We start from the raw sequence: 22330 nt of genomic DNA on the forward strand, positions 1-22330 counted from the left end.
ATTATTCCACAGTAGCTCAGTGGTAGAGCTATCGGCTGTTAACCGATCGGTCGTAGGTTCGAGTCCTACCTGTGGAGCCATGGCTCCTTGGTCAAGCGGTTAAGACACCGCCCTTTCACGGCGGTAACACGGGTTCGAGTCCCGTAGGAGTCATTTTAATGGAGAATTAGCTCAGCTGGGAGAGCATCTGCCTTACAAGCAGAGGGTCGGCGGTTCGAACCCGTCATTCTCCACCATTTATTTTGTTTAAATAAATATGTCGGAGGGGTAGCGAAGTGGCTAAACGCGGCGGACTGTAAATCCGCTCCTTCGGGTTCGGCAGTTCGAATCTGCCCCCCTCCACCATCTTAATGGGCTATAGCCAAGCGGTAAGGCAACGGACTTTGACTCCGTCACGCGCTGGTTCGAATCCAGCTAGCCCAGCCATAAGAGCCATTAGCTCAGTTGGTAGAGCATCTGACTTTTAATCAGAGGGTCAGAGGTTCGAATCCTCTATGGCTCACTCAAAACATCTTTCTTAGGAAAGATGTTTTTTTTATTGTTTTATGTAAACGAATACATTATTCTATAACTAATACTTAAAAGAGGTGGAGAATAAGATGAAAAATATAGATATTATTGGGGTACCTTCAACATTTGGTCAAAGAAAATTAGGAGTCAATCTTGGTCCAGATGCAATAAGGTATGCTGGTTTACAAGATAGATTAGAAAATATTGGTCTAAATGTTAGTGATAGAGGTAATATTGATGTACCGACAATAGATTTAAAAAAATTCAACTCTGAGCAAGAAGGATTAAGAAACTATGATGAAATTGTTCAAGTTTCAAACACTTTAAGTGATAAAGTTGATCAAACTATATCCAATAATAGTTTTCCTCTAGTGATAGGTGGCGATCATTCTATTGCAGTAGGCTCTATTTCTGGAATAAGTAAACACTACTCTAATTTAGGGGTAATTTGGTATGATGCACATGGTGATTTAAATATTCCTGATGAATCTCCATCTGGTAATATACATGGTATGCCATTAAGAATATTACTTGGAGAAGGGCCAAGTGAACTTGTGAATTTAAATGATTTTCAACCTAAACTAAAACCTGAAAATGTTGTTCTTATTGGTATGCGAGATTTAGATAAAGGGGAACGTCATTATATTAAAGAACAAAATATTAAAACTTATACAATGGCTGATGTTGATAAGTTAGGTATTGAGTCTGTAATAAATGAGTCTGTACAATATTTAAAAGATAGAAATGTCGATGGATTACATTTATCTTTAGATGTTGATGCATTAGACCCTACAGAAACACCAGGAACCGGTACAAGAGTGTTAGGTGGTTTAAGTTATAGAGAAAGTCATTTTGCGCTTGAATTACTTCATGAAAGCAAAATGATTACATCTATGGATTTAGTTGAAGTTAACCCATTAATTGATTTACATAACAATACAGCGGAACAAGCTGTTTCATTACTTGGTACATTTTTTGGAGAAACACTACTATAATTTAATTTATGTAACTTGCATGTTAATCGACATGCAAGTTTTTTTCATTTTTATTAGTGTTCATATGACACGTGTTCTAATGATTGATATAATGAATAATATGGAAAATGTTATCGGAGGAGATGTTATGGATTTTTCCAATTTTTTTCAAAATTTTAGTACTTTAAAAGTCATAACTAGTGTCCTCGATTTATTGATTGTGTGGTATGTTCTTTATTTACTGATTACAGTTTTTAAAGGTACAAAAGCAATACAATTATTAAAAGGTATTGTTGTAATAGTAATCGGTCAACAAATCAGTAAAATACTAAATTTGACTGCAACTTCAAAATTGTTTGACATTGTGATTCAATGGGGAGTATTGGCATTAATTGTAATATTCCAACCAGAAATTCGAAGGGCTTTGGAACAATTAGGTAGAGGTAGTTTCTTAAAACGTTATACCAACGCCTATACTAAAGATGAAGAGAAATTAATTCAATCTGTATCAAAAGCGGTTCAATATATGGCTAAACGTCGTATTGGAGCACTTATAGTTTTTGAAAAGGAAACTGGTCTTCAAGATTATATTGAAACAGGTATTCCTATGGATTCTAAAATTTCTCAAGAATTATTAACCAATGTGTTTATACCTAATACACCATTACATGATGGTGCAATGATAATTCAAGGAACTAAAATAGCAGCAGCAGCAAGTTATTTACCATTATCAGATAGTGTTAAAATATCTAAAAGTTTAGGTACAAGACATAGAGCAGCTGTAGGTATTTCAGAAGTATCTGATGCTTTTACAGTTATTGTGTCAGAAGAAACTGGTGATATTTCAGTTACTTTTGATGGTAAGTTAAGAAGAGATATTTCAAATGAAGTGTTTGAAGAGCTATTATCTGAACATTGGTTTGGCACACACTTTCAAAAGAAAGGTGTGAATTAATATGTTAGAAAGTAAATGGGGATTAAGATTCGTTGCACTGATATTAGCTATATTTTTCTTCTTATCAGTGAATAATGTATTTGGGAATATCTTTAACTCTGATGATATATCACAGAAATCAACAAAAACAATACAAGATGTTCCAGTAGAAGCGATATATAACCATAAAGATTTACACGCTACACATGTACCAGACACAGTAGATGTAAATATTTCTGGTCCACAATCAAAGTTAATAAAAATTGAAGATCCCGATGATTTAAAAGTTGTTGTAGATTTATCAGGTGAAAAAGCTGGTAAATATCAAAAGAAATTTCAAGTTAAAGGTTTAAATAATAGCATTAATTATAATGTTAAACCTAAATCAGCCAACATCACATTAGAAAAGAAAATAACTAAAACAATGCATGTAGAGCCTGATGTAAGTCAAAGTGATATTGCAGATGGTTACCAAATTGATAATCAAAAAATTTCACCTGAAACAGTTAAAGTAACTGGTGGAGAAGAACAATTAAAACAAATTGCTTACTTAAAAGCAACATTCAAAAATTCTAGTAAAATAAGTAAAGATACTAAAGATATTGCTACAGTAAATGCTTATGACAAAGATTTAAATAAAATGAATGTTTCTATTAACCCAGATGAAGTTGATTTGAAAGTGTCTGTTAAACCTTATAGTAAAAAGGTTAAAGTTAACACAAAGACGACTGGAAAATTAAAAGACAATAAAAAGGTAGATAATGTTAAATTAAATGACGATGAAGTTGAAATTTATGGTAGTAGAGAAGATATACAGGGTATAAATAATATTACAGCTGAAATAGACTTAGATGATATTTCAGAGTCCACTGAGAAAACTGTAAAATTTGATTTACCTAAAAGTGTAAGTAGGGTTAACCCTGAAGAAACAAAAGCTTATATCACAGTTAAATAATTGAAAGAAATAAAAGGAGAGTAAAACATGGGAAAATATTTTGGTACTGACGGTGTCAGAGGTGTAGCAAATGAAGAATTAACACCTGAACTAGCGTTTAAGCTAGGTAGATATGGTGGTTATGTATTAGCACATAATAAAGGGGAAAATCACCCTAGAGTCCTTGTTGGTAGAGATACAAGAGTTTCAGGAGAAATGTTAGAATCAGCACTCATTGCAGGACTTATATCTATTGGAGCTGAAGTCATGCGATTGGGTATTATTTCAACGCCAGGTGTAGCATATTTAACGAGAGAAATGGACGCAGAATTAGGTGTAATGATTTCTGCATCACATAATCCAGTTGCAGATAATGGTATTAAATTCTTTGGTTCTGATGGTTTCAAATTATCAGATGATCAAGAAAATGAAATCGAAGAATTACTTGATCAAGAAAATCCAAGTTTACCAAGACCAACTGGTACAGAAATCGTTCATTATTCAGATTACTTTGAAGGTGCACAAAAATATTTAAGTTATTTAAAATCTACTGTAGATGTTAATTTAGAAGGTATGAAAATTGTTTTAGATGGTGCAAATGGTTCTACATCTTCTTTAGCACCATTTTTATTCGGCGATTTAGAAGCTGATACTGAAACAGTGGGTTGTAGTCCAGATGGATACAACATTAATGAAAATTGTGGTTCTACACATCCTGAAGCTCTTGCAAAAAAAGTTCTTGAAACTGGAAGTGACTTTGGTTTAGCATTTGACGGAGATGGAGATAGAATTATTGCTGTTGATGAAAATGGTAAAATCGTTGATGGAGACCAAATTATGTTTATTATTGGTCAAGAAATGCATAAAAATCAAGAATTAAATAATAATATGATAGTTTCAACTGTAATGAGTAATTTAGGTTTTTATAAAGCTTTAGAAAATGAAGGCATTCAATCTAATAAAACTAAAGTTGGAGACCGTTACGTTGTAGAAGAAATGAGAAGAGGAAATTATAATCTTGGTGGTGAGCAATCAGGTCATATCGTATTAATGGATTATAATACAACAGGTGATGGCTTATTAACTGGTGTACAATTAGCAGCTATCATCAAAATGTCAGGTAAATCATTAAGTGAGTTAGCTTCACAAATGAAAACATATCCTCAATCATTAATAAATGTAAGAGTAACAGATAAATATCGCGTTGAAGAAAATATTGATGTTAAAGAAGTAATGACTAAAGTTGAAGTTGAAATGAATGGAGAAGGTAGAATTTTAGTACGTCCTTCTGGAACAGAGCCATTAGTAAGAGTAATGGTTGAAGCTTCAACAGATGAAGATGCAAAAAGATATGCCCAACAAATTGCTGATGTCGTAAAAGACAAAATGGGTTTAGATAAATAATTCAAATAAAGAACGTGCCATAAATGAAAAGGCACGTTCTTTAAATATATATAATAAAAATGGACCAGAAGCTTACATCTGGTCCATTTTTGATTCAACAAATATTATTTTGAAATAAGTTCATTATATTCTTTTTCAATTTCTTCTGCTAATGGTCCTTCAACTTTAGCATACGTTTGTAAGAATGATTTTACACCATGTTCTTGAATATAATTATTCTTTTCAACAGTTTCTTGGTCAGCTTTATCATCATATTTTAAAAGTAGGGCAGCTGCTTTAACTAAGCCATCTCTTTCTAAATTATGTTCATATAAATAATTTAATGGTTTAATAATACGATCTTTAGGACCAATTTTACGTAGAGTTCCGCGACCAACACGTGTTACTTCATCAGATAGATAAGAGTTATTGAAACGTTCAATAATTTTTTCTACATATTGAGATTGTTCTGATTTAGAAAAATCAAATTCACGTGTGATATAATCACTTGTTTCAGCTAGTACACGTCTTAAACCAGCTTCGATAGTGCTATCTTGAACTGCATCTAATACAGTTGCTTTATTATCGTTATAACCAGCATATGCTAAGAAAGCATGTCCTGTATTAACAGTTAATAATTTTCTTTCAATATAAGGAGTTAAATCATCAACATATTTAATATGGTCTAATTCTTCACCATACCAAGCATCTTTTTCAACAACCCATTCATAGAAAGGTTCTACCATAACATCTAAAATATTTTCATTTTTTTGTAATGGAACAATTCTATCAACTGCAGAGTTTGCAAAATGAATATTGTCGCCTAAAGGACCAGTAATATCTAAAATAGCTTTTTTAAGTGTATCTGTAGCCATAATAGCATTTTCACAAGCAACGATATTAACATGGTTTTCTTTTTCTTTTAAATAAGGCGCAAATGATTTTGCAATAATAGGTAAAATGTTAACACCAACAGCAGTTGTGATTAAATCAGCTTCTAAAATAGCTTGTTTCAATTCGTCTGAAGGTTTAGCAGAATTAATCGCATCAACATTGTTTACCCTTGTAGTTGTTTTAGCTTCATCTGCTAAAATAACATCGTATTCATGTTCCGTTTGTAATGCATTAATAATTTCATCATTTACATCTGCAAATGTAACTTTAATATTATTATCAGCTAAAATATATCCAATAAATCCACGACCAATATTACCGGCACCAAAATGTACTGCTTTCATTATGCATCAGCCTCCTCAAAGACTTGTTTAATTTCGTCAGCTGATTTAGCGTTGATAATACGTTCTACATTTTCTTCTTCACTGAAAGTAATCGCAATTTTAGATAATAAGTCTAAGTGTTCTCCGTCTTTACCAGCGATACCAACGACAACTTTAACTTCTTCGCCATTCCAATCAACACCTTCAGGAATTTGTAATAAACTTAAGCCTGATTGAATAACATTTCCTTTAGCTTCTTCAGTACCGTGAGGAATTGCTAAACCGTTACCCATAAATGTTGAAACAACATCTTCACGATCTTTCATTGCTTGAATATAATTTTCAGTTACAGCTCCGCTATCAACTAGAGCTTGTCCTGCTTTCTCGATTGCATCGTTTTGGCTTGCTACTGATACGTTAATAAAAATGTTTTCATTACTGAATAATTCGCTCATTATAAATACACTCCTAAATTAATTGTTTTTTAATTCGTTTTAAAAATTGCTTTTCCAGTATAATTTTAAAGTCATGTGGATTTTTCATAAAATCATCTAAGTTTTCCAAATGGTTGCTTAGTGTTTCGGAAATTGTACTAACAAGATCTACCATGATTGCATTATCTGGAATAAACATACTTAACATATAATTAATGTAGTCATTGTCATTTTGAATATTACTCATCTTTATTGGTTCCTCCAAAATAGTTATGAGGATTCATGGTTCTTTAAACATTGAATCTCTCATATGAGGAATAGCTATAGGGTAGGGGCTTAGTATCCAATTAGGATTTTCCTCCAACCGATGTTGTAATAATTCAGCGAATGACTGACCATCATCAATAATACGATGACTTACTAGGTAATCAGATAAATATTGATTCCAATTATCTACTGATTTATATTCTATTTTCACGGAATCAACTAACTTTAAACCTTGACGTATTGTTTCCATAACATCTTCAGGTGAATAATTAATTAATTCTTTTCCTTCATTGTGATTCATATGGTGTGCTTCTTTAGTATTTAAAAATGAAGCGACATATCCTATGTCAGAATCAGGGAGTAAAGGATTAACTGTTAAAAATGGTCTATCTATATCCAAATTTACGGTGGATATAATACCATCGTATTGAGATAAATCAAGCACGTTTAGATCACTTACAGAAGCCTGTGTAATTCGTTCAATTTCACTAAACACTTGTTCAAGTCTAGTTGCTAATAGACGGCTTGTACCTATGCCACTACTACAGACGACTAAAATATTTAAAAATTGATGTCCTTGGTTTTTAATTGATCCTCCAAAATGAAGGACAATAAAAGCAATCTCGCTATCAGGAAAGATTAACTCTGGCCAAACAACATGCAATGCTTTGCTCACATTATCAAATAGTCTTGGATATTTGTACTTAATCATATCGGTCAAAGGATTATATGTTTCAATATTTGATTCTAAACGATTAATTGCTGGATTAATATGCAATGATAATCCATTAATTAGAGTAGTTTTTTCATCAAAGTATTGACCCGAAATCTCTTCTACGGTTTGCACGAAAGATTTTATTTTTTGCTCATTTTTCTTATCTTCAAATAAAGTATCTTTAGTATCTTTACGTTTTGAACCCCGCAAGTGAATGGTAATAAATGTGACTTCAGCTTGGTTGAATTGGACATCATATAAATCTTCTAGACGTTTAGCAATTTCACTAGCTACTTCATGTTCAAATGTATGTTTTACTGATTGATAAATATCTTCATTAAGTGAAACATATTCATTGTTTTGCATCCGAGTAATACTTAGTACAATATGAACGGTTAACGTGAGATAGCTAGATTCTGTTAATGAATAGGGGAGCTCTCCTAAATAATCCATTAGAATTCTCTCAACTTTAAAAATTCGGTCTAAATCCACAAGTGATTGTTGAGATTGATGTAATGATTGGTAGACAAAATGATTTTCAATAACTGAATAAACACTTGTACTATTTAAATTATTTACCATTAGCTGACTTAAGAACTCTCTTTTTTTAGATTCAGTACCATTTAACATAACGCCTTCGCCACGTTTTCGTGTTAAGGATAATTGATATGATTCTAAATCATGTTCTAATTCATCTAATAATTTCGCTAATGATTGTATAGAAACGCTGATTTCTTGAGCAAGACTATACTGTTTAACGGCATGTTTAGATTGAATAAGAGCATATAAAATAATAACCTTTTGTTCTTCAACTGATAAGTCTATAGTTTGTTGTTGCGTCATTTCATATTTTAAGCTTTGAATAGCTTGTTGATCCCCATTTAAACGAATACCTTTTTTGTTAACTCGGTCAAGTTGAATTGAAAAGGTATCTATATATGATTCAACGTGCTTTAATTCTCTATGAATAGTACGAGAGGACACTGCCAGTTGTTGAGCAATGTCATATATAGTGACATATTGTCCGTGATACTTGATTAAAAGTTCTATAATCTCTTTTTCACGTGTACTCAATAACATGGCGGTATCCTCCATTAATATTAATATTTAAAAATTATTGTTCTTCTTTTTTAAGGTTATTTAGTAATTCTTCATATCTTGGTGAGTTTAAGAAGTTATCAACTGAAATGTGAATTGCATTTGGTACTTGTTTAATTGCACGGTCAGTTAATGTTTTTTGAGTGATAACTAATTGAGCATCACTTGGTAATTGGTTAATTGCTGTGTTTGTAACATTTACATCTGAGATGCCAGCTTTTTTGAATTTATTACGTAACATACTAGCACCCATTGCACTAGAACCCATACCCGCATCACATGCAAAGATAACATGGTCAACATTACTGTAATCGTGGGCATCAACATCTTCAGTATTATAATTATCTAATAATTGATCAGCATTATCTTCATCATCAGATTGTTCTGTTGAAGTAGCAGCACCTGCAGCGCCAGCACCTGTTGCAGCACCAGCAGTAGTAGCTTTAGCTGATGAGTCATTATTATCTTTATTAGTTAATTTTGAAGACACACTTGATTTTTTACCTTTAGTTGCTTCCATTTGAGCAGTAGCAGCTTCTAAATCTTGTTTAGGTTCTTTAGTGAACTTAAGAATGATTGCTGAAACAGCGAAAGAAACTAATGTCGCTAATACTACACCTAATAACATATGAAGGAATTCACCTTTAGGTGCGTTAATACAATAAGTGATAAATGATCCTGGTGACGCTGGACTTCTAAATCCAAATCCAGTTGCTTGATAAGTAGCAACGCCAGTCATACCACCTAAAATAACTGAGATAAATAACATTGGTCTCATTAATACGTAAGGGAAATAAATTTCATGAATTCCACCTAAGAAGTGGATGATTCCTGCACCGTAAGAAGTAGCTTTTGCAGTTCCTTTACCAAAGAACATATATGCAAGTAAAATACCAAAACCAGGTCCAGGGTTTGATTCAATTGTATAAAGTATTGATTGACCTGCTGTAGCAGCTTGGTCAGCACCAAGTGGTGTGAATACACCATGGTTGATAGCGTTATTTAAGAATACAATTTTAGCTGGTTCAACTAAAATACTTACGATTGGAAGTAAATGAGCATGAACTAAAGCCTCAACTGCAACTGATAATATATGCATTATGAATTTCATGATTGGAGCTAAAATTTCAAAACTTAAAATTGTCATGATGAAACCTAGGATACCAGCAGAGAAGTTATTGAATAACATCTCGAAACCTTGTGGTGTTCTAGGTTGAACAAATTCGTCAGTTTTTTTCATTAACCAACCAACTAATGGTCCCATAATCATTGCACCAAGTAACATTGGTGTGTCAGGTAATGCTACGATAACCCCCATAGTTGATGTAGCAGCAATGATACCACCACGTAATCCGTGGATTAAACGTCCACCACTAAATGCGATTAATAATGGGATTAAAAATTTAATCATAGGATCAGCTAATTGAGATAAATCTTTATTAGGCATCCATCCATTGTCTATAAATATAGCAGCGATAAATCCCCAAGCGATGAACGCGCCAATGTTTGGCATGATCATACTACTAAGAAAAGAACCGAATGCTTGAACTTTACGGCCAAAACCTTTGTTTTCTTGTTTCTGAGCCATATCTACACCTCTTTTTTAATTAGTATTTGACTATATTTATTGTAAATCTAAGTAGACAATTACTACAACAAGAACAAAATTCAAATTTGTCATAATAATCATGACAACAATCATTCTATAATATATAGGTAAAGATAATGTAAATTAAAAGCTTTATTACAATGAATTTTAAATGGAAATGGTAGTACATATTTTTTACAAAAACCTTGTGAAAATATTTGCAATTAAGACAAACTACATTGTACAATAGGTTCTAATGGAAGGGAGGATAGTAAAACAATATTACAAAGCGCCTGTGCAAGCTATTAATGACATGTGAGGATTAGAAATTAAATCTATTTGTATAAATTTCTATAGCGTACATTTATAACTTGTAGACGAGGAGGATAGTGATCGAATAGATCGGCGGATGCTATCCCGGATGTGGCTCATTCGTTAGCTTATTAAGTAAAACAGTAGGGTAACCTATTGGACAAAGTTAATAAGATCGCCAATTAATATTATATAAAATGAAAAACGTTAGAAGTTTAAGTGTGATAATTTATCACGCTTATTTTCAAGTGTGGTTAAACTAAGATAAAAGTTACTACAAATATGAACGCTAATGATAGTAGATTACTAAACTAAATTATAAGTAATAAATCATTGCTACTAACGTTATTTCAATAACTGGAGGAAAAGTAAATATGTGCGGAATAGTAGGATATATTGGCTATGATAATGCCAAAGAATTATTATTAAAAGGTTTAGAAAAATTAGAATATAGAGGTTATGATTCAGCTGGTGTTGCTGTAGCAAACGACGAAGGCACTAAAGTATTTAAAGAAAAAGGTCGTATTGCAGAATTACGCAAAGTAGCGGATAGTAGTGATATTGATGGCACTGTTGGAATCGGTCACACTCGTTGGGCAACACATGGTGTACCTAACTATGAAAACTCACATCCACATCAATCAACTACTGGTCGTTTTACACTAGTACATAATGGTGTAATTGAAAACTATGAAGAATTAAGAAATGAATATTTAAATGATGTTAAATTTGTTTCTGAAACAGATACAGAAGTTATCGTTCAATTAATTGAATACTTCTCTAAACAAGGTTTTGAAACAGAAGATGCATTTACTAAAGTTGTTTCATTATTACATGGTTCATACGCTTTAGGTTTATTAGATGAAGAAGATAAAGATACTATGTATGTAGCTAAGAATAAATCACCACTTTTAATCGGTGTTGGTGATGGTTTTAATGTCATTGCATCAGATGCATTAGCTATGTTACAAGTAACTAATCAATATAAAGAAATTCATGACCATGAAATTGTTATCGTTAAACGTGATGAAGTTATTATCAAGGATATTAACGGTCAAGTTCAAGAACGTGACGCTTATACTGCTGAAATTGATGCATCAGATGCTGAAAAAGGTGTTTACGATCACTACATGTTAAAAGAGATTCACGAACAACCAGCTGTTATGCGTCGAATTATTCAAGAATATCAAGATGACGAAGGTAATCTAAAAATTGATAAAGACATAGTAGATGATGTTGCACAAGCTGATCGTATCTATATTATCGCTGCTGGTACTAGCTATCATGCTGGTTTAGTTGGTAAAGAATTCTTAGAAAAATGGGCAGGTGTACCAACAGAAGTACACGTAGCTTCTGAATTTGTTTATAACATGCCTTTATTATCTGAAAAACCATTATTCATTTATATTTCACAATCTGGTGAAACTGCAGATAGTCGTGCCGTATTGGTTGAAACTAAAAAATTAGGTCATAAAGCGCTAACAATAACTAACGTATCTGGTTCAACATTATCACGTGAAGCGGATCACACATTATTATTACATGCAGGTCCAGAAATTGCTGTAGCTTCTACTAAAGCATATACAGCACAAATTGCTGTATTATCTATTTTAGCTCAAATAGTTGCTAAAACACATGGTCGTGAAGCAGACATTGATTTATTAAGAGAATTAGCGAAAGTTACTACTGCAATCGAATCTATCGTAGACGATGCACCTGTAATGGAACAAATTGCTACTGATTTCCTTGAGACAACACATAATGCATTCTTTATTGGTCGTACTATTGATTATAATGTCAGTCAAGAAGGTGCATTAAAACTTAAAGAGATTTCATATATTCAAGCTGAAGGATTTGCTGGCGGTGAATTAAAACATGGTACGATTGCATTAATTGAAGATCGTACACCAGTTATTGCTTTAGCTACTCAAGACAATGTAAACTTATCTATTCGTGGTAATGTTAAAGAAGTTGCTGCACGTGGTGCTAGTACTTGTATTATCTCAATGGAAGGTTTAGAAAAAGAGGGAGATACGTACGTCATTCCTCATGTTCATGAATTATTAACACCATTAGTTTCAGTAGTAGCACTACAATTAATTTCTTATTATGCAGCGCTACACAGAGATCTTGATGTTGATAAACCACGTAACTTAGCAAAATCAGTTACAGTTGAATAAATTTAAAAATTAAAAGTGATGAATACCATAATTTTGGTATTAAGAAACTTTAACATGTTGATATAAGGATAATCCCTTTTAGTTATGAGTTGACTAAAAAGGGATTATTTTTATTGCACTTTTCTTAAATAAGTGACAAAATTTTAAGTAATATAGAACTTAACATATTGGAGGATTATATGGACAACATAAAAGCGATATTTTTAGATATGGATGGTACAATTTTACATGAAGATAATAGAGCATCTGAATATACTAGAGACGTCATTAATTCACTAAGAGATAATGAATTCAAAGTATTCTTAGCGACTGGGCGTTCATATTCTGAAATTCATCAATTAGTACCAGAAGGTTTTTTAGTTGATGGTATTATAAGTTCCAACGGTACAACTGGTGAAGTCAATGATAAAAATATATTTAAGCATAGTATGTCTTTAGATTCTGTGAATCAAATTGTGAAATTAGCACAACAACATCACATTTATTATGAAGTATTCCCATTTGGTGAACAACGCCTAGTATTAAAAGAAGATCAATCTTGGATGAGTGAAATGGTGAGTGGCAGTGAAACGCCTCCTAATAATGTAGGACAAAGCGAATGGGCATCAAGACGAGAAGCCATAAAAGATAAAATTCAATGGGTAGATCAATTTCCTGAAAAGGATTATTCAAAAATATATCTATTTAATACAAACTTAGATAAAATTAGTCGTTTTCGTGATGAACTTCAACAAAATAAAGTATTACTAAATATTAGTGTATCTAACTCTTCACGTTATAACGCTGAAACAATGGCTTATAATACTGATAAAGGTACAGGTATCAAAGAAATGATTGAATACTTTAATATTAAACAAGAAGAAACACTTGTGATAGGTGACAGTGATAACGATAGAGCTATGTTTGAATTTGGACATTATACAGTTGCAATGAAAAATGCTCGTACAGAAATTCAATCATTAACAGACGATGTAACTGAATATACTAATGAAGAAGATGGCGCAGCCAAATACTTAAAAAAACATTTTCTAAGTTAAGATATTGATTGAAATAGATATAATAAAAAGGTCGAAGTACAATTTTAAATATTTGTACTTCGACCTTTATTATTAATTATTTATTATTAGGATTATTTTTATCAATTGTATCTTTAGCTGTTTCTTCTAAATTATCTTTATGAGATGTTGTAGAATTTGATAAATCATCTTTGTGTTGAGTAGCTTTATCGTTTAATTCTTTTTTAGAATCTTGAGTAGTAGATTTTGCGTTATCTTTTAAATCAGATGAATGTTGATCAACTTTATCTTTAGTTGTATCTTGTAAATCTTGTGTTTTTGTAGTTTTATTATTTGTGTCTTTATTTGCAACTGCTTTATTAGCTTTATTCTTTTTAGAGTTAGTTGTAACTTTTTCGCCACGGCGAATAAAGTATTGAACGATACCCATAAGTAAAGCATAGTAGATAAATAAAGTTACTAAAATTACAATGATATTTATAATGATTAATATTATTTGAGCAACCGATTGTGAAATACTATTTGAATATAAAAGCATTAAAGCTGTAATTAGGTTTGTGATGAAGTTTAATACTAATAAGATTAATAAAACACTTATAAAGAATTTTAACCATGTTTTATGTCCGTTTTTAATAGCTTTAAATCCATTTTTGAAACTAGTCATTGCTGATTGCTTAGGATTTTCAACATAAGCAGCTGTATAATTAATAATGAAAATTAAGAATAGCCAGCTAAATATAGAAAGAATAAAGCTAATTATTAAACTAAAAACAATTTGGTACGTTACGGCCAGTCCTTGATGATCATTTAAATCAATGTTGGACATAATTAAATTGTTCAATGGGGACATAGCTAATAATAGTAACTTTCTTAAGTAATAATTAATTAATCCAATGATAATAAACAATACTATTGTAATTAATGCTAGTAATAAACTTTTAGCATAGTGACCTTTTTTAAAGGCGATAAATAAATCAGAGAATTTAACTTTATCTTTTCTGATAGCTCTAGAAATAACATTTATAGCACCAGTTAATAACTGATAACCTAAAAATATAAATAATAAGATGACTAATACAGCTACACCAATAATTGGAATAAGTAATGGTCCTGCTGGTTGACCGAATTGCATCATCATTTGTAATTGCATCATTTGTTGGCCAATCATAGCCATTGCAACTCTACCGACTAAGAAAATGACGATAAAGCTTATTAATGTAAATAATATTGCTTTAAGATTCTGGGGTTTAGCATTCTTAAATGCTAAGTTATAATATTTAAACAAATTTTAAGCACTCCTTTTCGTTAATATAAATACAATATCAAAAATTTGGACTTTTTCAAATTAATATCTAACATAATAGGGTATTAAGTGTTAAAATATTCTAATGAATTTAATATGAAAGGAGATATCATCATGAAATTTGCAATTATAACTGATGTACATGGTAACTTTGATGCATTAGAAACTGTATTAGATGATATTGATAGTAGAGAAGATATTGAAAAAATTTATAATCTTGGAGATAATATCGGAATCGGACATGAAACAAACAAAGTATTAGACCATATTTTCGATCGCGATGATATGGAAATGATTGCAGGTAATCATGATGAAGCTATTATGTCGGTTGTAAACGGCACTCCTTATCCGGAAGATTTAAAAGATAAGTTTTACGAACATCATCAATGGATTGCTAGCCATTTAGATGAAGAATATTATGAAGAATTAAATCAATTACCTCGATTTATCGAAAAAGAAATTTGCGGTAAAAAAGTGTTATTTATACACTATGAGATTGAAAATGATAAATTATCTTCTCCTATAGATAAAGTACCTTTTAGTCCTATAGTCAAAGATGATGAACAAGAAATGACACAATTATTTGCAGATAAAGATGCAGATTTAATTATTTTTGGTCATAATCACAGATTGCATATGTTTGACGATAAAAATAAAATGTATTTTAATCCAGGTTCTGTTGGATTAAATAACGGTTCAAATGCTGTTTATGGTATTGTTACTATTACAGAAACTGATATTTCAATTGAAAGAGTTAAAGTTGCATTTGATAATGAAGAATTTTTAGAGGGATTTGAAGCTAAACAAGTACCTGCTAGAGATTTTATATTTGATAAATTTATATAAAATAGAAGTTGCCTCTCCACAAGTTAATTTAAAGCTTGGAGAGGCAATTTTTTTATTTAATGATGATGTTCTTGTCCATGAATGCCTGAACATAATGTCGCGTCATCGTGATCATGATTTGCTGTTTCAAGTTGAATCGTCATATGTTGGATGTTTAAATGCAATAAGTCATGTTCAATTTGCTTAAGTAGTAGTTCTCCTTCTTTGATAGTTAACGTATCAGCAACAACTGCATGACAACTTAAGGCATTTAAATCATTAGAAATAGTCCAAACATGATAATCATGCACACTTTGGATAACGCTATGATTTGTTAGCGACTGTATAATTGCATCTAAATCAACATCGCTAGGTGTTCCTTCCATTAAAATGTTGATTGAAGATTTAGCTATACCATATGCACTTTTTAAAATAATGACGGACACTAAAATACTAGCGATAGGGTCAGCGATAGTCCAACCTAATGTCCAAATCAAAATGGCTGCTACAATCGCACCGATAGAGCCAAATAAGTCACCAAGTACATGTAAAAAAGCGCCTCTCATATTAAGGTTATGTGACGTGTCACCGCTTTTAAACATTAAAATTGCAACTGCAACATTAACGATTAAACCAATTAAACTAATAATAAACATTTCTTTCGATTGTACTTCAGGTGGTGCGAAAAATCGTTTGATTGCTTCTATTACTATTAAAATACTAATGACAAACAACGTCACGCCATTAAAAAGTGCTGCTAATACTTCAAAACGTTTATAGCCATAAGTCTTAGATGTAGTTGCATGTTTTTCTGCATAGATAAATGCGATTAACGCTACAAAAAGTGATAAAGAGTCACTAAACATATGAAAACCATCGGACAGTAATGCAAGACTATTAGCTAAAAAACCACCAATGATTTCTACTAACATAAATAGTCCGATAATAAGAAACGAGATAAATAGAACTTTTTTATTATTTGTGTGTACATGACCATGAGAATGATCATGATGATGTTGTGTTGTCATATTATTTTTCACCTTCTATTGGATGACTCGCATGATGAATAGCTTGCTTTAATAGGGTAGAGACATGTTGATCATCTAAAGAATAAATCATACTTTGACCTTGTCGTTTAGATTTAACTAGGTTGACTGATTTTAATAATTTAAGTTGATGAGAAACATTAGATTGTGATAGGTCTAATGTGTGTGAAATATGCCCTACACTAGATTCACCAGTTGCTAACAATTCCATGATTCTAATACGATTTATATCACTTAAAGCTTTGAAAATATCAGTAACTCTTTCTAATGTTTGATGATGGGATGTTTCAAGTTTACTTTCAGTCATACGAACACCTCTTAATATATGAATACTTGTTCATATATTAATATACAATGGTTTGAAATTAAGGTCAATAATATAATGGAAGTTTAATTGGATATTTAAGTGGTAAATGAGTTATTACAAGAAATAAAAAGGAGGACGTTGGAATGAGTATATTAGTAATTGGTGCTAACGGTGGCGTAGGTTCTAAATTAGTAAATCAATTAAAAGAAGATAATGTTGACTTTACTGCCGGTGTTAGAAAAGATGAGCAAGTGTCAGAATTAGAAAATAATGACATTAAAGCTCTAAATATTGATGTTGAAAATGATAGTATCGAAGACTTAACAAACAAATTCCAATCATTTGATAAAGTGATTTTCTCTGTTGGTTCAGGTGGAAGTACAGGTGCAGACAAAACTTTTTATGTAGATTTAGATGGTGCTGTTAAAACAATCAAAGCAAGTGAAAAAGCAGGTATCAAACATTATGTTATGGTCTCAACTTATGATTCAAGAAGAGAAGCGTTTGACGCAAGCGGGGATTTAAAACCATATACTATTGCAAAACATTATGCTGATGATTATTTAAGACATTCAGATTTAAATTATACAATTGTACATCCAGGTGGTCTCAAAGATGATGCAGGTACTGGAAAAATTAAAGCGGATTTATATTTCGATAGTTATAGCACAATTCCACGTGAAGATGTTGCACGAGTTCTAAAATATGTTGTAACTTCAGATAAATTCAGTAATCAAGAATTCCAAATTTTATCTGGAGAATCAACAATTGAAGATGCTCTAAAAGCATATGAATAATTAATTATAAGTTCAAATTATAAAATGACTTAGGGGATATATTTCAATCGTCCCCTAAGTTTTTTATTTATAATAAACATGGAATATTTTTATGATTAAAATGAGGAATTTTATAACTTATCATCATTGCGAGATATTGTTATAATAACTAGAACCATTCATTTTATAATAGAATCGTTAATTAAAATATAAAGATAATATTGTCTTGTAAATATTTATCAAAATCAACATAACCATTGAATTATGAATTATGATACAATCACATGTAGTGAGTTGAAATGATTTTATAACATTTCAAACTAAAGTAACATATACATATTATTAGAACTTATGTTAGGAGATTTTTATATCACTAACAATTGATTAACATATACAACGAGAGTAATGGAGGTGTAGTAATGCCGCTGTTTTTAAAACCTATTTTTCATGAAAAATTATGGGGTGGTAATAAATTAGAATCATTTGGGTACAATCTTCCTAGCAAACATATTGGAGAATGCTGGGGTATTTCAGCACATCCCAATGGTACCAATGAAATTACCAATGGTCTTTATGCAGGCCAAACATTAGATAAAGTATGGGCAGAGCATCGAGAATTATTCGGTGAATTTCCAAGTAAAGATTTTCCATTACTCGCAAAGATAGTAGATGCTGAATCGCCTTTATCTATTCACGTACATCCAGATGATTCATATGCTTATGAACATGAAAATGGCCAATATGGTAAATCAGAGTTTTGGTACATTATTGATGCGGAAGAAGGCTCTGAAATTGTTTTAGGCACAACTGCAGAATCTAAAGAAGTTTTTCAACAACAACTAGAACAAGGAACATTTGAAAATGATTTAAAGAAAGTAACAGTTAAGCCTGGCGAATTTTATTTTGTACCAGCTGGAACACTTCATAGTATAGGATCAGGAATTATTGCATATGAAGTGATGCAGTCATCCGATATATCCTATCGTATTTATGATTATAAAAGAGCCAAACATACAGGCGAGTCTAGAGAGTTAAATATACAAAAAGCTTTAGATGTGATGGAATTTAATAGTGATTTACCTAATATTATTCCAGAAAAAGAAATTATAGAAAGTCACCAATGTACGCATATTGTATCTAATGATTTCTTTACTATAGTAAAATGGGAAATTTCTGGCACATTAAATTATATGAAACCACGTGAATTTTGCTTAGTTTCAGTAATTGAAGGCGAAGGTAAACTTATTACAGATGGTGAAGTATTTAATATACAAAAAGGAAGTCATTTTGTATTAACTTCAGAAGATCTCGATAATATATTTGAAGGAGATTTTTCTTTAATTATTAGTTATATATAAACTTATATATTTAATACAAAGGATGTTCATAATTATGAAACAATTTATATATATTTCTTTATTATGTGGTGTCATTTCAGGTGCAGGTGTGTTTTTTAATATGCCACATTATCCATCATTTATAATACCGAGAATAGTTGCTATTGTGGGAGTTATTAGTGCTATTCTTACAATTCGAGACAAAGAAAGTAGTTTTATGCTATCAATAGGCGGCATAATGATTAATTTGTTACCATTATTAGGCTCATTCCTACCTACACATTAAATAGCATAATAATTTTTATTGATAGTATACACATGCGCAGACTAATGATAAGTGTCATTGGTCTGTTTTTTAATAAAATATGTGAAAATAGTTGTAGTAGCGTCGTTTTGTTAGATATAATAAGGTAATTACAAAAACTTATTTTACATATAATAAGGTGAGGAGATTCGTGATGACAGAAGAAATTAATTACTTTTGGTTAAATTGTGGTTATAATAGGTGGAATCATAATGAACCTTTAGTAGGTCAAACGACATTATTTGAATCAGGTGCGCAATTTAATCCAACTCAAGGATATAGAGCATTTAAAAAAGCTAAAGCTGGAGACCAAGTCATTTTTTATCAAGTTCAAACTGATACAGGGCTACTTGGTGTTGGTGAAATCATTAGTGTCCAAGCTGGCGCCCAAAATAAAATTAGAGTTGAATTTCGTTTTAATGAAGTACTAAAACCTTTAACAACTGATTATTTAAAACGAAGCGAAGCGTTAGATTTTCGTATGAGTAATATGAAAGAAACGTTATTTAATCAAATTAGAAAAGAAGAATTTGATTTAATCATTCAACTTGGAAAAGGCGAAACAAAAATACCGCGTTATTTCTTTATGTCTGAAACTGAAGATTTTGAACCTGGTAAAAATTATACTATTTTTACTCACACATATAATGGCATTAAAAGAAATGGATATCATTTTTACACACAATTAGAAGTTGGAGATAATGTAATTATTTACAATAAATACCAAAACCAATCTGTTATAGGTATTGGTGAGGTTTCTAGACACATACATGAAAAGCCACCAATTCCTGGTAGAACTAATAGTACGGCAATTGAAATCATGTTTGGTAAACATATTACGCCAATTTCATTGAGTTATTTAAATAAACACCCTAAACTTAAAAACTTATATTTTCTTCAAGAAAATGCAAAACAAGCTATTGCAAGTATGTCACAAGTACAATATGACGCTATTTTAGAAATGAGCGATAATAATGGTATTAAAAATCCATTTGAAACTGTAGAAAAATCTCATTTATTAGAAGAAAACCAACAAGAAAATACACTTAAACCATTTATTTTATTAGTAGTTGATAAAAAAGAAGAAGGCTTAAAAGCCGCTAATGATTTATTACAAAAAACAAATGCTAATCCTATCATTACAACAGGCCATCCGGATTTTAGTGAAGATATGCTATACGGTAAGTATTTACCTAATGAAAGTGGCGCTTTATATTATCGTGAAGGTTTTATAACTCAAAATATGCCTAAAAAAGATAAAAGTTACCTTGTTATTGATAACTTTAATAGAATCGATCTAGATATATTCCAAACATATATTAACGTACTAGAAGGTTATGAAGTAACATTGCCTAGATATAATAAAGAAGGTAATATGATTAAATGGTCTAAAGACAAAGACTCATTTTATCATTTTAACCCGAATTGGCATATTATAGGTGTCACATACGACACTTTAGAAGAAATACAAGAGAAATATACACAACAATTCTTAAAATATACTAGAATTGTGAAGGTTAACCAAGATTAATAATAAGTTGATTTTATGAAGTCGTTCAACTATTGCCATTCAAGTTATGTAACGGTAATTAGTAGATTTTCATAAAATCAACTTATTTTTTGTATATGAAAGGCTTAATTTGGTTTATAAATTTTCAAATAGGAAAAATGAATAATGAGAAAGTAAGGAGTGGTGTTTAATATGGCAATTATTTATTATGATGGCAATTGTGTATATTGTTATAACTATGCAATATGGCTAATCCAAAATGGATTATCACATAAATACGAATTTGCTACTTTAGAAGGTGACTATGGTCAAAAATTATTTGATAAACATCCAGAAGCAAAAAATAGAAATAGTGTGATAGTTCTAGATGGTGATCATTTGGAATATCAATCAACAGCAATAGCATCATTAATTACATCTCTACCAAATCAGTATAAATTGTTAGGTGTACTATTGCGTATTATTCCTAAACCAATTAGGAATTTCGGTTATCAATTATTTGCAAATAATAGAGATAAAATGTGGAAGACACATTGGCATAAACCAAATGATTATGAGGCATCATTCTTTTTAGATAATAATCAAAAGATTAAATTAGTTAATTCTCAATTATAAACGACTAATTGAGAATGAAAATATTAGTTAAATTAAAAATAAATGTATTTTCAGTTTTTAAATATGTTTTATTGGGGTAATATAAATGTGAAAGGTTTATGAACTAGATTAGAATTATTATAAATTAAAGTGTCATATTCCTTTACAGATTATAATAATTCTAATATAATGTATGTATAATCAATAAAACGATAACTCAAAGGAGCGTATATTAATATGGCAAATAATCAAGAAGTAGTAAAAGAATTAAATCAACAAGTTGCAAACTGGACTGTAGCGTATACTAAACTTCACAATTTCCATTGGTATGTAAAAGGACCTAACTTCTTCTCATTACATGTTAAATTTGAAGAACTATATAATGAAGCAGCACAATATGTTGACGATTTAGCAGAACGTATTTTAGCAGTAGGCGGTAACCCTGTTGGTACTATGAAAGAAAGTTTAGATATGTCAATTATTGATGAAGCAGGAAAAGGTTATGCTGCTGAACAAATGGTAGAAGAATTATCTAAAGACTTCACAAACATTTCTAATCAATTAGAAAAAGCTATAAAAGTTGCTGGTGAAGCTGGTGACGATGTTTCTGAAGATATGTTTATCGGTATGCAAACTTCAGTAGATAAACATAATTGGATGTTACAATCTTACCTTGGTAAATAATGACGATTAAGAAAAGCATGGTTTGACGATGAACCATGCTTTTTAATATTAAACTAATAATAGTAATATTCTTGAGGTTATA

19 protein-coding genes, 6 tRNA genes and 1 pseudogene are annotated in these 22330 nt (G+C 31.0%); 19 read left to right on the forward strand and 7 right to left on the reverse strand.

Features of this window, described 5'->3' with window-relative positions:
• Positions 1-5 precede the first annotated feature (5 nt).
• From N524_RS0107495 to glmM, 10 genes are all read left to right on the forward strand, one after another.
• Positions 6-80 (forward strand) — tRNA-Asn (locus N524_RS0107495).
• 1 nt (position 81) lies between these two features.
• Positions 82-153: transfer RNA gene (locus N524_RS0107500), tRNA-Glu, on the forward strand.
• A 7-nt stretch (positions 154-160) separates the two neighbouring features.
• Positions 161-236, forward strand: a tRNA-Val gene (locus N524_RS0107505).
• Positions 237-261: 25 nt separating this feature from the next.
• A tRNA-Tyr gene (locus tag N524_RS0107510) sits at positions 262-345 on the forward strand.
• 6 nt (positions 346-351) lie between these two features.
• Positions 352-426 (forward strand) — tRNA-Gln (locus tag N524_RS0107515).
• A 3-nt stretch (positions 427-429) separates the two neighbouring features.
• Positions 430-502, forward strand: a tRNA-Lys gene (locus N524_RS0107520).
• A 97-nt stretch (positions 503-599) separates the two neighbouring features.
• Entirely contained in the window at positions 600-1505 is a 906-nt protein-coding gene (gene rocF, locus N524_RS0107525; RefSeq protein WP_029056154.1) for an arginase, read from the forward strand.
• 127 nt (positions 1506-1632) lie between these two features.
• A complete protein-coding gene (gene cdaA, locus N524_RS0107530; protein ID WP_026083467.1) occupies positions 1633-2439 on the forward strand; it encodes a diadenylate cyclase CdaA in 807 nt (268 codons plus the stop codon).
• 1 nt (position 2440) lies between these two features.
• Positions 2441-3373 carry a CdaR family protein gene (locus N524_RS0107535; RefSeq protein WP_029056155.1) on the forward strand — a complete coding sequence of 311 codons (933 nt, stop codon included), beginning with the start codon at positions 2441-2443 and terminating at the stop codon, positions 3371-3373.
• Positions 3374-3400: 27 nt separating this feature from the next.
• Entirely contained in the window at positions 3401-4756 is a 1356-nt protein-coding gene (gene glmM, locus N524_RS0107540) for a phosphoglucosamine mutase (RefSeq protein WP_029056156.1), read from the forward strand.
• A 104-nt stretch (positions 4757-4860) separates the two neighbouring features.
• On the opposite strand, the gene N524_RS0107545 is transcribed toward glmM, so the two are convergent.
• From N524_RS0107545 to N524_RS0107560, 4 genes and pseudogenes are all read right to left on the reverse strand, one after another.
• Positions 4861-5973, reverse strand: a complete 1113-nt coding sequence (locus tag N524_RS0107545; RefSeq protein WP_017636993.1) for a mannitol-1-phosphate 5-dehydrogenase — start codon at positions 5971-5973, stop codon at positions 4861-4863.
• The gene (locus N524_RS0107550) at positions 5973-6407 is read right to left on the reverse strand and encodes a PTS sugar transporter subunit IIA (RefSeq protein ID WP_017636994.1); all 435 of its coding nucleotides are present in this window, start codon (positions 6405-6407) and stop codon (positions 5973-5975) included. The genes N524_RS0107545 and N524_RS0107550 overlap by 1 nt, the downstream gene beginning before the upstream one ends.
• A 13-nt stretch (positions 6408-6420) precedes the next feature.
• Positions 6421-8448, reverse strand: a pseudogene (locus tag N524_RS12815) (BglG family transcription antiterminator).
• 34 nt (positions 8449-8482) lie between these two features.
• Entirely contained in the window at positions 8483-10054 is a 1572-nt protein-coding gene (locus N524_RS0107560) for a PTS mannitol transporter subunit IICB (RefSeq protein ID WP_029056157.1), read from the reverse strand.
• Between the two features lie 686 nt (positions 10055-10740).
• On the opposite strand from N524_RS0107560, the gene glmS reads away from it, so the two are divergent.
• Positions 10741-12546 carry a glutamine--fructose-6-phosphate transaminase (isomerizing) gene (gene glmS, locus N524_RS0107565; RefSeq protein WP_029056158.1) on the forward strand — a complete coding sequence of 602 codons (1806 nt, stop codon included), beginning with the start codon at positions 10741-10743 and terminating at the stop codon, positions 12544-12546.
• Between the two features lie 179 nt (positions 12547-12725).
• Positions 12726-13583 (forward strand): HAD family hydrolase, encoded by an 858-nt coding sequence (locus N524_RS0107570; RefSeq protein WP_017636998.1) that lies wholly within the window; start codon positions 12726-12728, stop codon positions 13581-13583.
• A 76-nt stretch (positions 13584-13659) separates the two neighbouring features.
• Here N524_RS0107570 and N524_RS0107575 read toward each other — a convergent pair whose 3' ends face one another.
• Entirely contained in the window at positions 13660-14847 is a 1188-nt protein-coding gene (locus N524_RS0107575; protein WP_029056159.1) for a lytic transglycosylase, read from the reverse strand.
• A 132-nt stretch (positions 14848-14979) separates the two neighbouring features.
• Here N524_RS0107575 and N524_RS0107580 point away from each other — a divergent pair, with 132 nt between their 5' ends.
• Positions 14980-15711, forward strand: a complete 732-nt coding sequence (locus tag N524_RS0107580; protein ID WP_029056160.1) for a metallophosphoesterase family protein — start codon at positions 14980-14982, stop codon at positions 15709-15711.
• 56 nt (positions 15712-15767) lie between these two features.
• Here the strand turns inward: N524_RS0107580 and czrB are convergent, their stop codons facing one another.
• Together czrB and N524_RS0107590 are read right to left on the reverse strand one after the other, a co-directional pair.
• Complete coding sequence (gene czrB / locus N524_RS0107585; RefSeq protein WP_029056161.1) at positions 15768-16718, reverse strand: CDF family zinc efflux transporter CzrB; 951 nt, start codon at positions 16716-16718, stop codon at positions 15768-15770.
• A 1-nt stretch (position 16719) separates the two neighbouring features.
• Positions 16720-17043 (reverse strand): ArsR/SmtB family transcription factor, encoded by a 324-nt coding sequence (locus N524_RS0107590; RefSeq protein ID WP_029056162.1) that lies wholly within the window; start codon positions 17041-17043, stop codon positions 16720-16722.
• A 143-nt stretch (positions 17044-17186) separates the two neighbouring features.
• Here N524_RS0107590 and N524_RS0107595 point away from each other — a divergent pair, with 143 nt between their 5' ends.
• The 6 genes from N524_RS0107595 to N524_RS0107620 all read left to right on the forward strand — a co-directional run bounded on the left by N524_RS0107595 (position 17187) and on the right by N524_RS0107620 (position 22248).
• Complete coding sequence (locus N524_RS0107595; RefSeq protein ID WP_029056163.1) at positions 17187-17840, forward strand: NAD(P)-binding oxidoreductase; 654 nt, start codon at positions 17187-17189, stop codon at positions 17838-17840.
• A gap of 398 nt (positions 17841-18238) precedes the next feature.
• Entirely contained in the window at positions 18239-19177 is a 939-nt protein-coding gene (locus tag N524_RS0107600) for a type I phosphomannose isomerase catalytic subunit (RefSeq protein WP_029056164.1), read from the forward strand.
• 34 nt (positions 19178-19211) lie between these two features.
• Positions 19212-19442: a hypothetical protein gene (locus N524_RS0107605; RefSeq protein ID WP_029056165.1), complete on the forward strand. Its 231-nt coding sequence runs from the start codon at positions 19212-19214 to the stop codon at positions 19440-19442.
• A gap of 172 nt (positions 19443-19614) precedes the next feature.
• Positions 19615-20991, forward strand: a complete 1377-nt coding sequence (locus N524_RS0107610) for an EVE domain-containing protein (protein ID WP_029056166.1) — start codon at positions 19615-19617, stop codon at positions 20989-20991.
• Positions 20992-21162: 171 nt separating this feature from the next.
• Positions 21163-21585 (forward strand): thiol-disulfide oxidoreductase DCC family protein, encoded by a 423-nt coding sequence (locus N524_RS0107615; RefSeq protein WP_029056167.1) that lies wholly within the window; start codon positions 21163-21165, stop codon positions 21583-21585.
• Between the two features lie 216 nt (positions 21586-21801).
• Positions 21802-22248 (forward strand): Dps family protein, encoded by a 447-nt coding sequence (locus tag N524_RS0107620; RefSeq protein ID WP_017636802.1) that lies wholly within the window; start codon positions 21802-21804, stop codon positions 22246-22248.
• The last annotated feature ends 82 nt before the right edge of the window (positions 22249-22330 follow it).

This window comes from Staphylococcus sp. URHA0057 (assembly GCF_000620265.1).
In the GTDB taxonomy this organism is placed as follows: domain Bacteria; phylum Bacillota; class Bacilli; order Staphylococcales; family Staphylococcaceae; genus Staphylococcus; species Staphylococcus pasteuri.

Coding starts and splice junctions, on each gene's coding strand:
- N524_RS0107570 (WP_017636998.1), top strand. CDS start 12,726: ATGGACAACATAAAAGCGATATTTTTAGATATGGATGGTACAATTTTA.
- N524_RS0107610 (WP_029056166.1), top strand. CDS start 19,615: ATGACAGAAGAAATTAATTACTTTTGGTTAAATTGTGGTTATAATAGG.
- N524_RS0107580 (WP_029056160.1), top strand. CDS start 14,980: ATGAAATTTGCAATTATAACTGATGTACATGGTAACTTTGATGCATTA.
- glmS (WP_029056158.1), top strand. CDS start 10,741: ATGTGCGGAATAGTAGGATATATTGGCTATGATAATGCCAAAGAATTA.
- N524_RS0107535 (WP_029056155.1), top strand. CDS start 2,441: ATGTTAGAAAGTAAATGGGGATTAAGATTCGTTGCACTGATATTAGCT.
- N524_RS0107615 (WP_029056167.1), top strand. CDS start 21,163: ATGGCAATTATTTATTATGATGGCAATTGTGTATATTGTTATAACTAT.
- N524_RS0107550 (WP_017636994.1), bottom strand. CDS start 6,407: ATGAGCGAATTATTCAGTAATGAAAACATTTTTATTAACGTATCAGTA.
- cdaA (WP_026083467.1), top strand. CDS start 1,633: ATGGATTTTTCCAATTTTTTTCAAAATTTTAGTACTTTAAAAGTCATA.
- N524_RS0107605 (WP_029056165.1), top strand. CDS start 19,212: ATGAAACAATTTATATATATTTCTTTATTATGTGGTGTCATTTCAGGT.
- N524_RS0107590 (WP_029056162.1), bottom strand. CDS start 17,043: ATGACTGAAAGTAAACTTGAAACATCCCATCATCAAACATTAGAAAGA.
- glmM (WP_029056156.1), top strand. CDS start 3,401: ATGGGAAAATATTTTGGTACTGACGGTGTCAGAGGTGTAGCAAATGAA.
- N524_RS0107620 (WP_017636802.1), top strand. CDS start 21,802: ATGGCAAATAATCAAGAAGTAGTAAAAGAATTAAATCAACAAGTTGCA.
- N524_RS0107595 (WP_029056163.1), top strand. CDS start 17,187: ATGAGTATATTAGTAATTGGTGCTAACGGTGGCGTAGGTTCTAAATTA.
- rocF (WP_029056154.1), top strand. CDS start 600: ATGAAAAATATAGATATTATTGGGGTACCTTCAACATTTGGTCAAAGA.
- N524_RS0107560 (WP_029056157.1), bottom strand. CDS start 10,054: ATGGCTCAGAAACAAGAAAACAAAGGTTTTGGCCGTAAAGTTCAAGCA.
- czrB (WP_029056161.1), bottom strand. CDS start 16,718: ATGACAACACAACATCATCATGATCATTCTCATGGTCATGTACACACA.
- N524_RS0107545 (WP_017636993.1), bottom strand. CDS start 5,973: ATGAAAGCAGTACATTTTGGTGCCGGTAATATTGGTCGTGGATTTATT.
- N524_RS0107600 (WP_029056164.1), top strand. CDS start 18,239: ATGCCGCTGTTTTTAAAACCTATTTTTCATGAAAAATTATGGGGTGGT.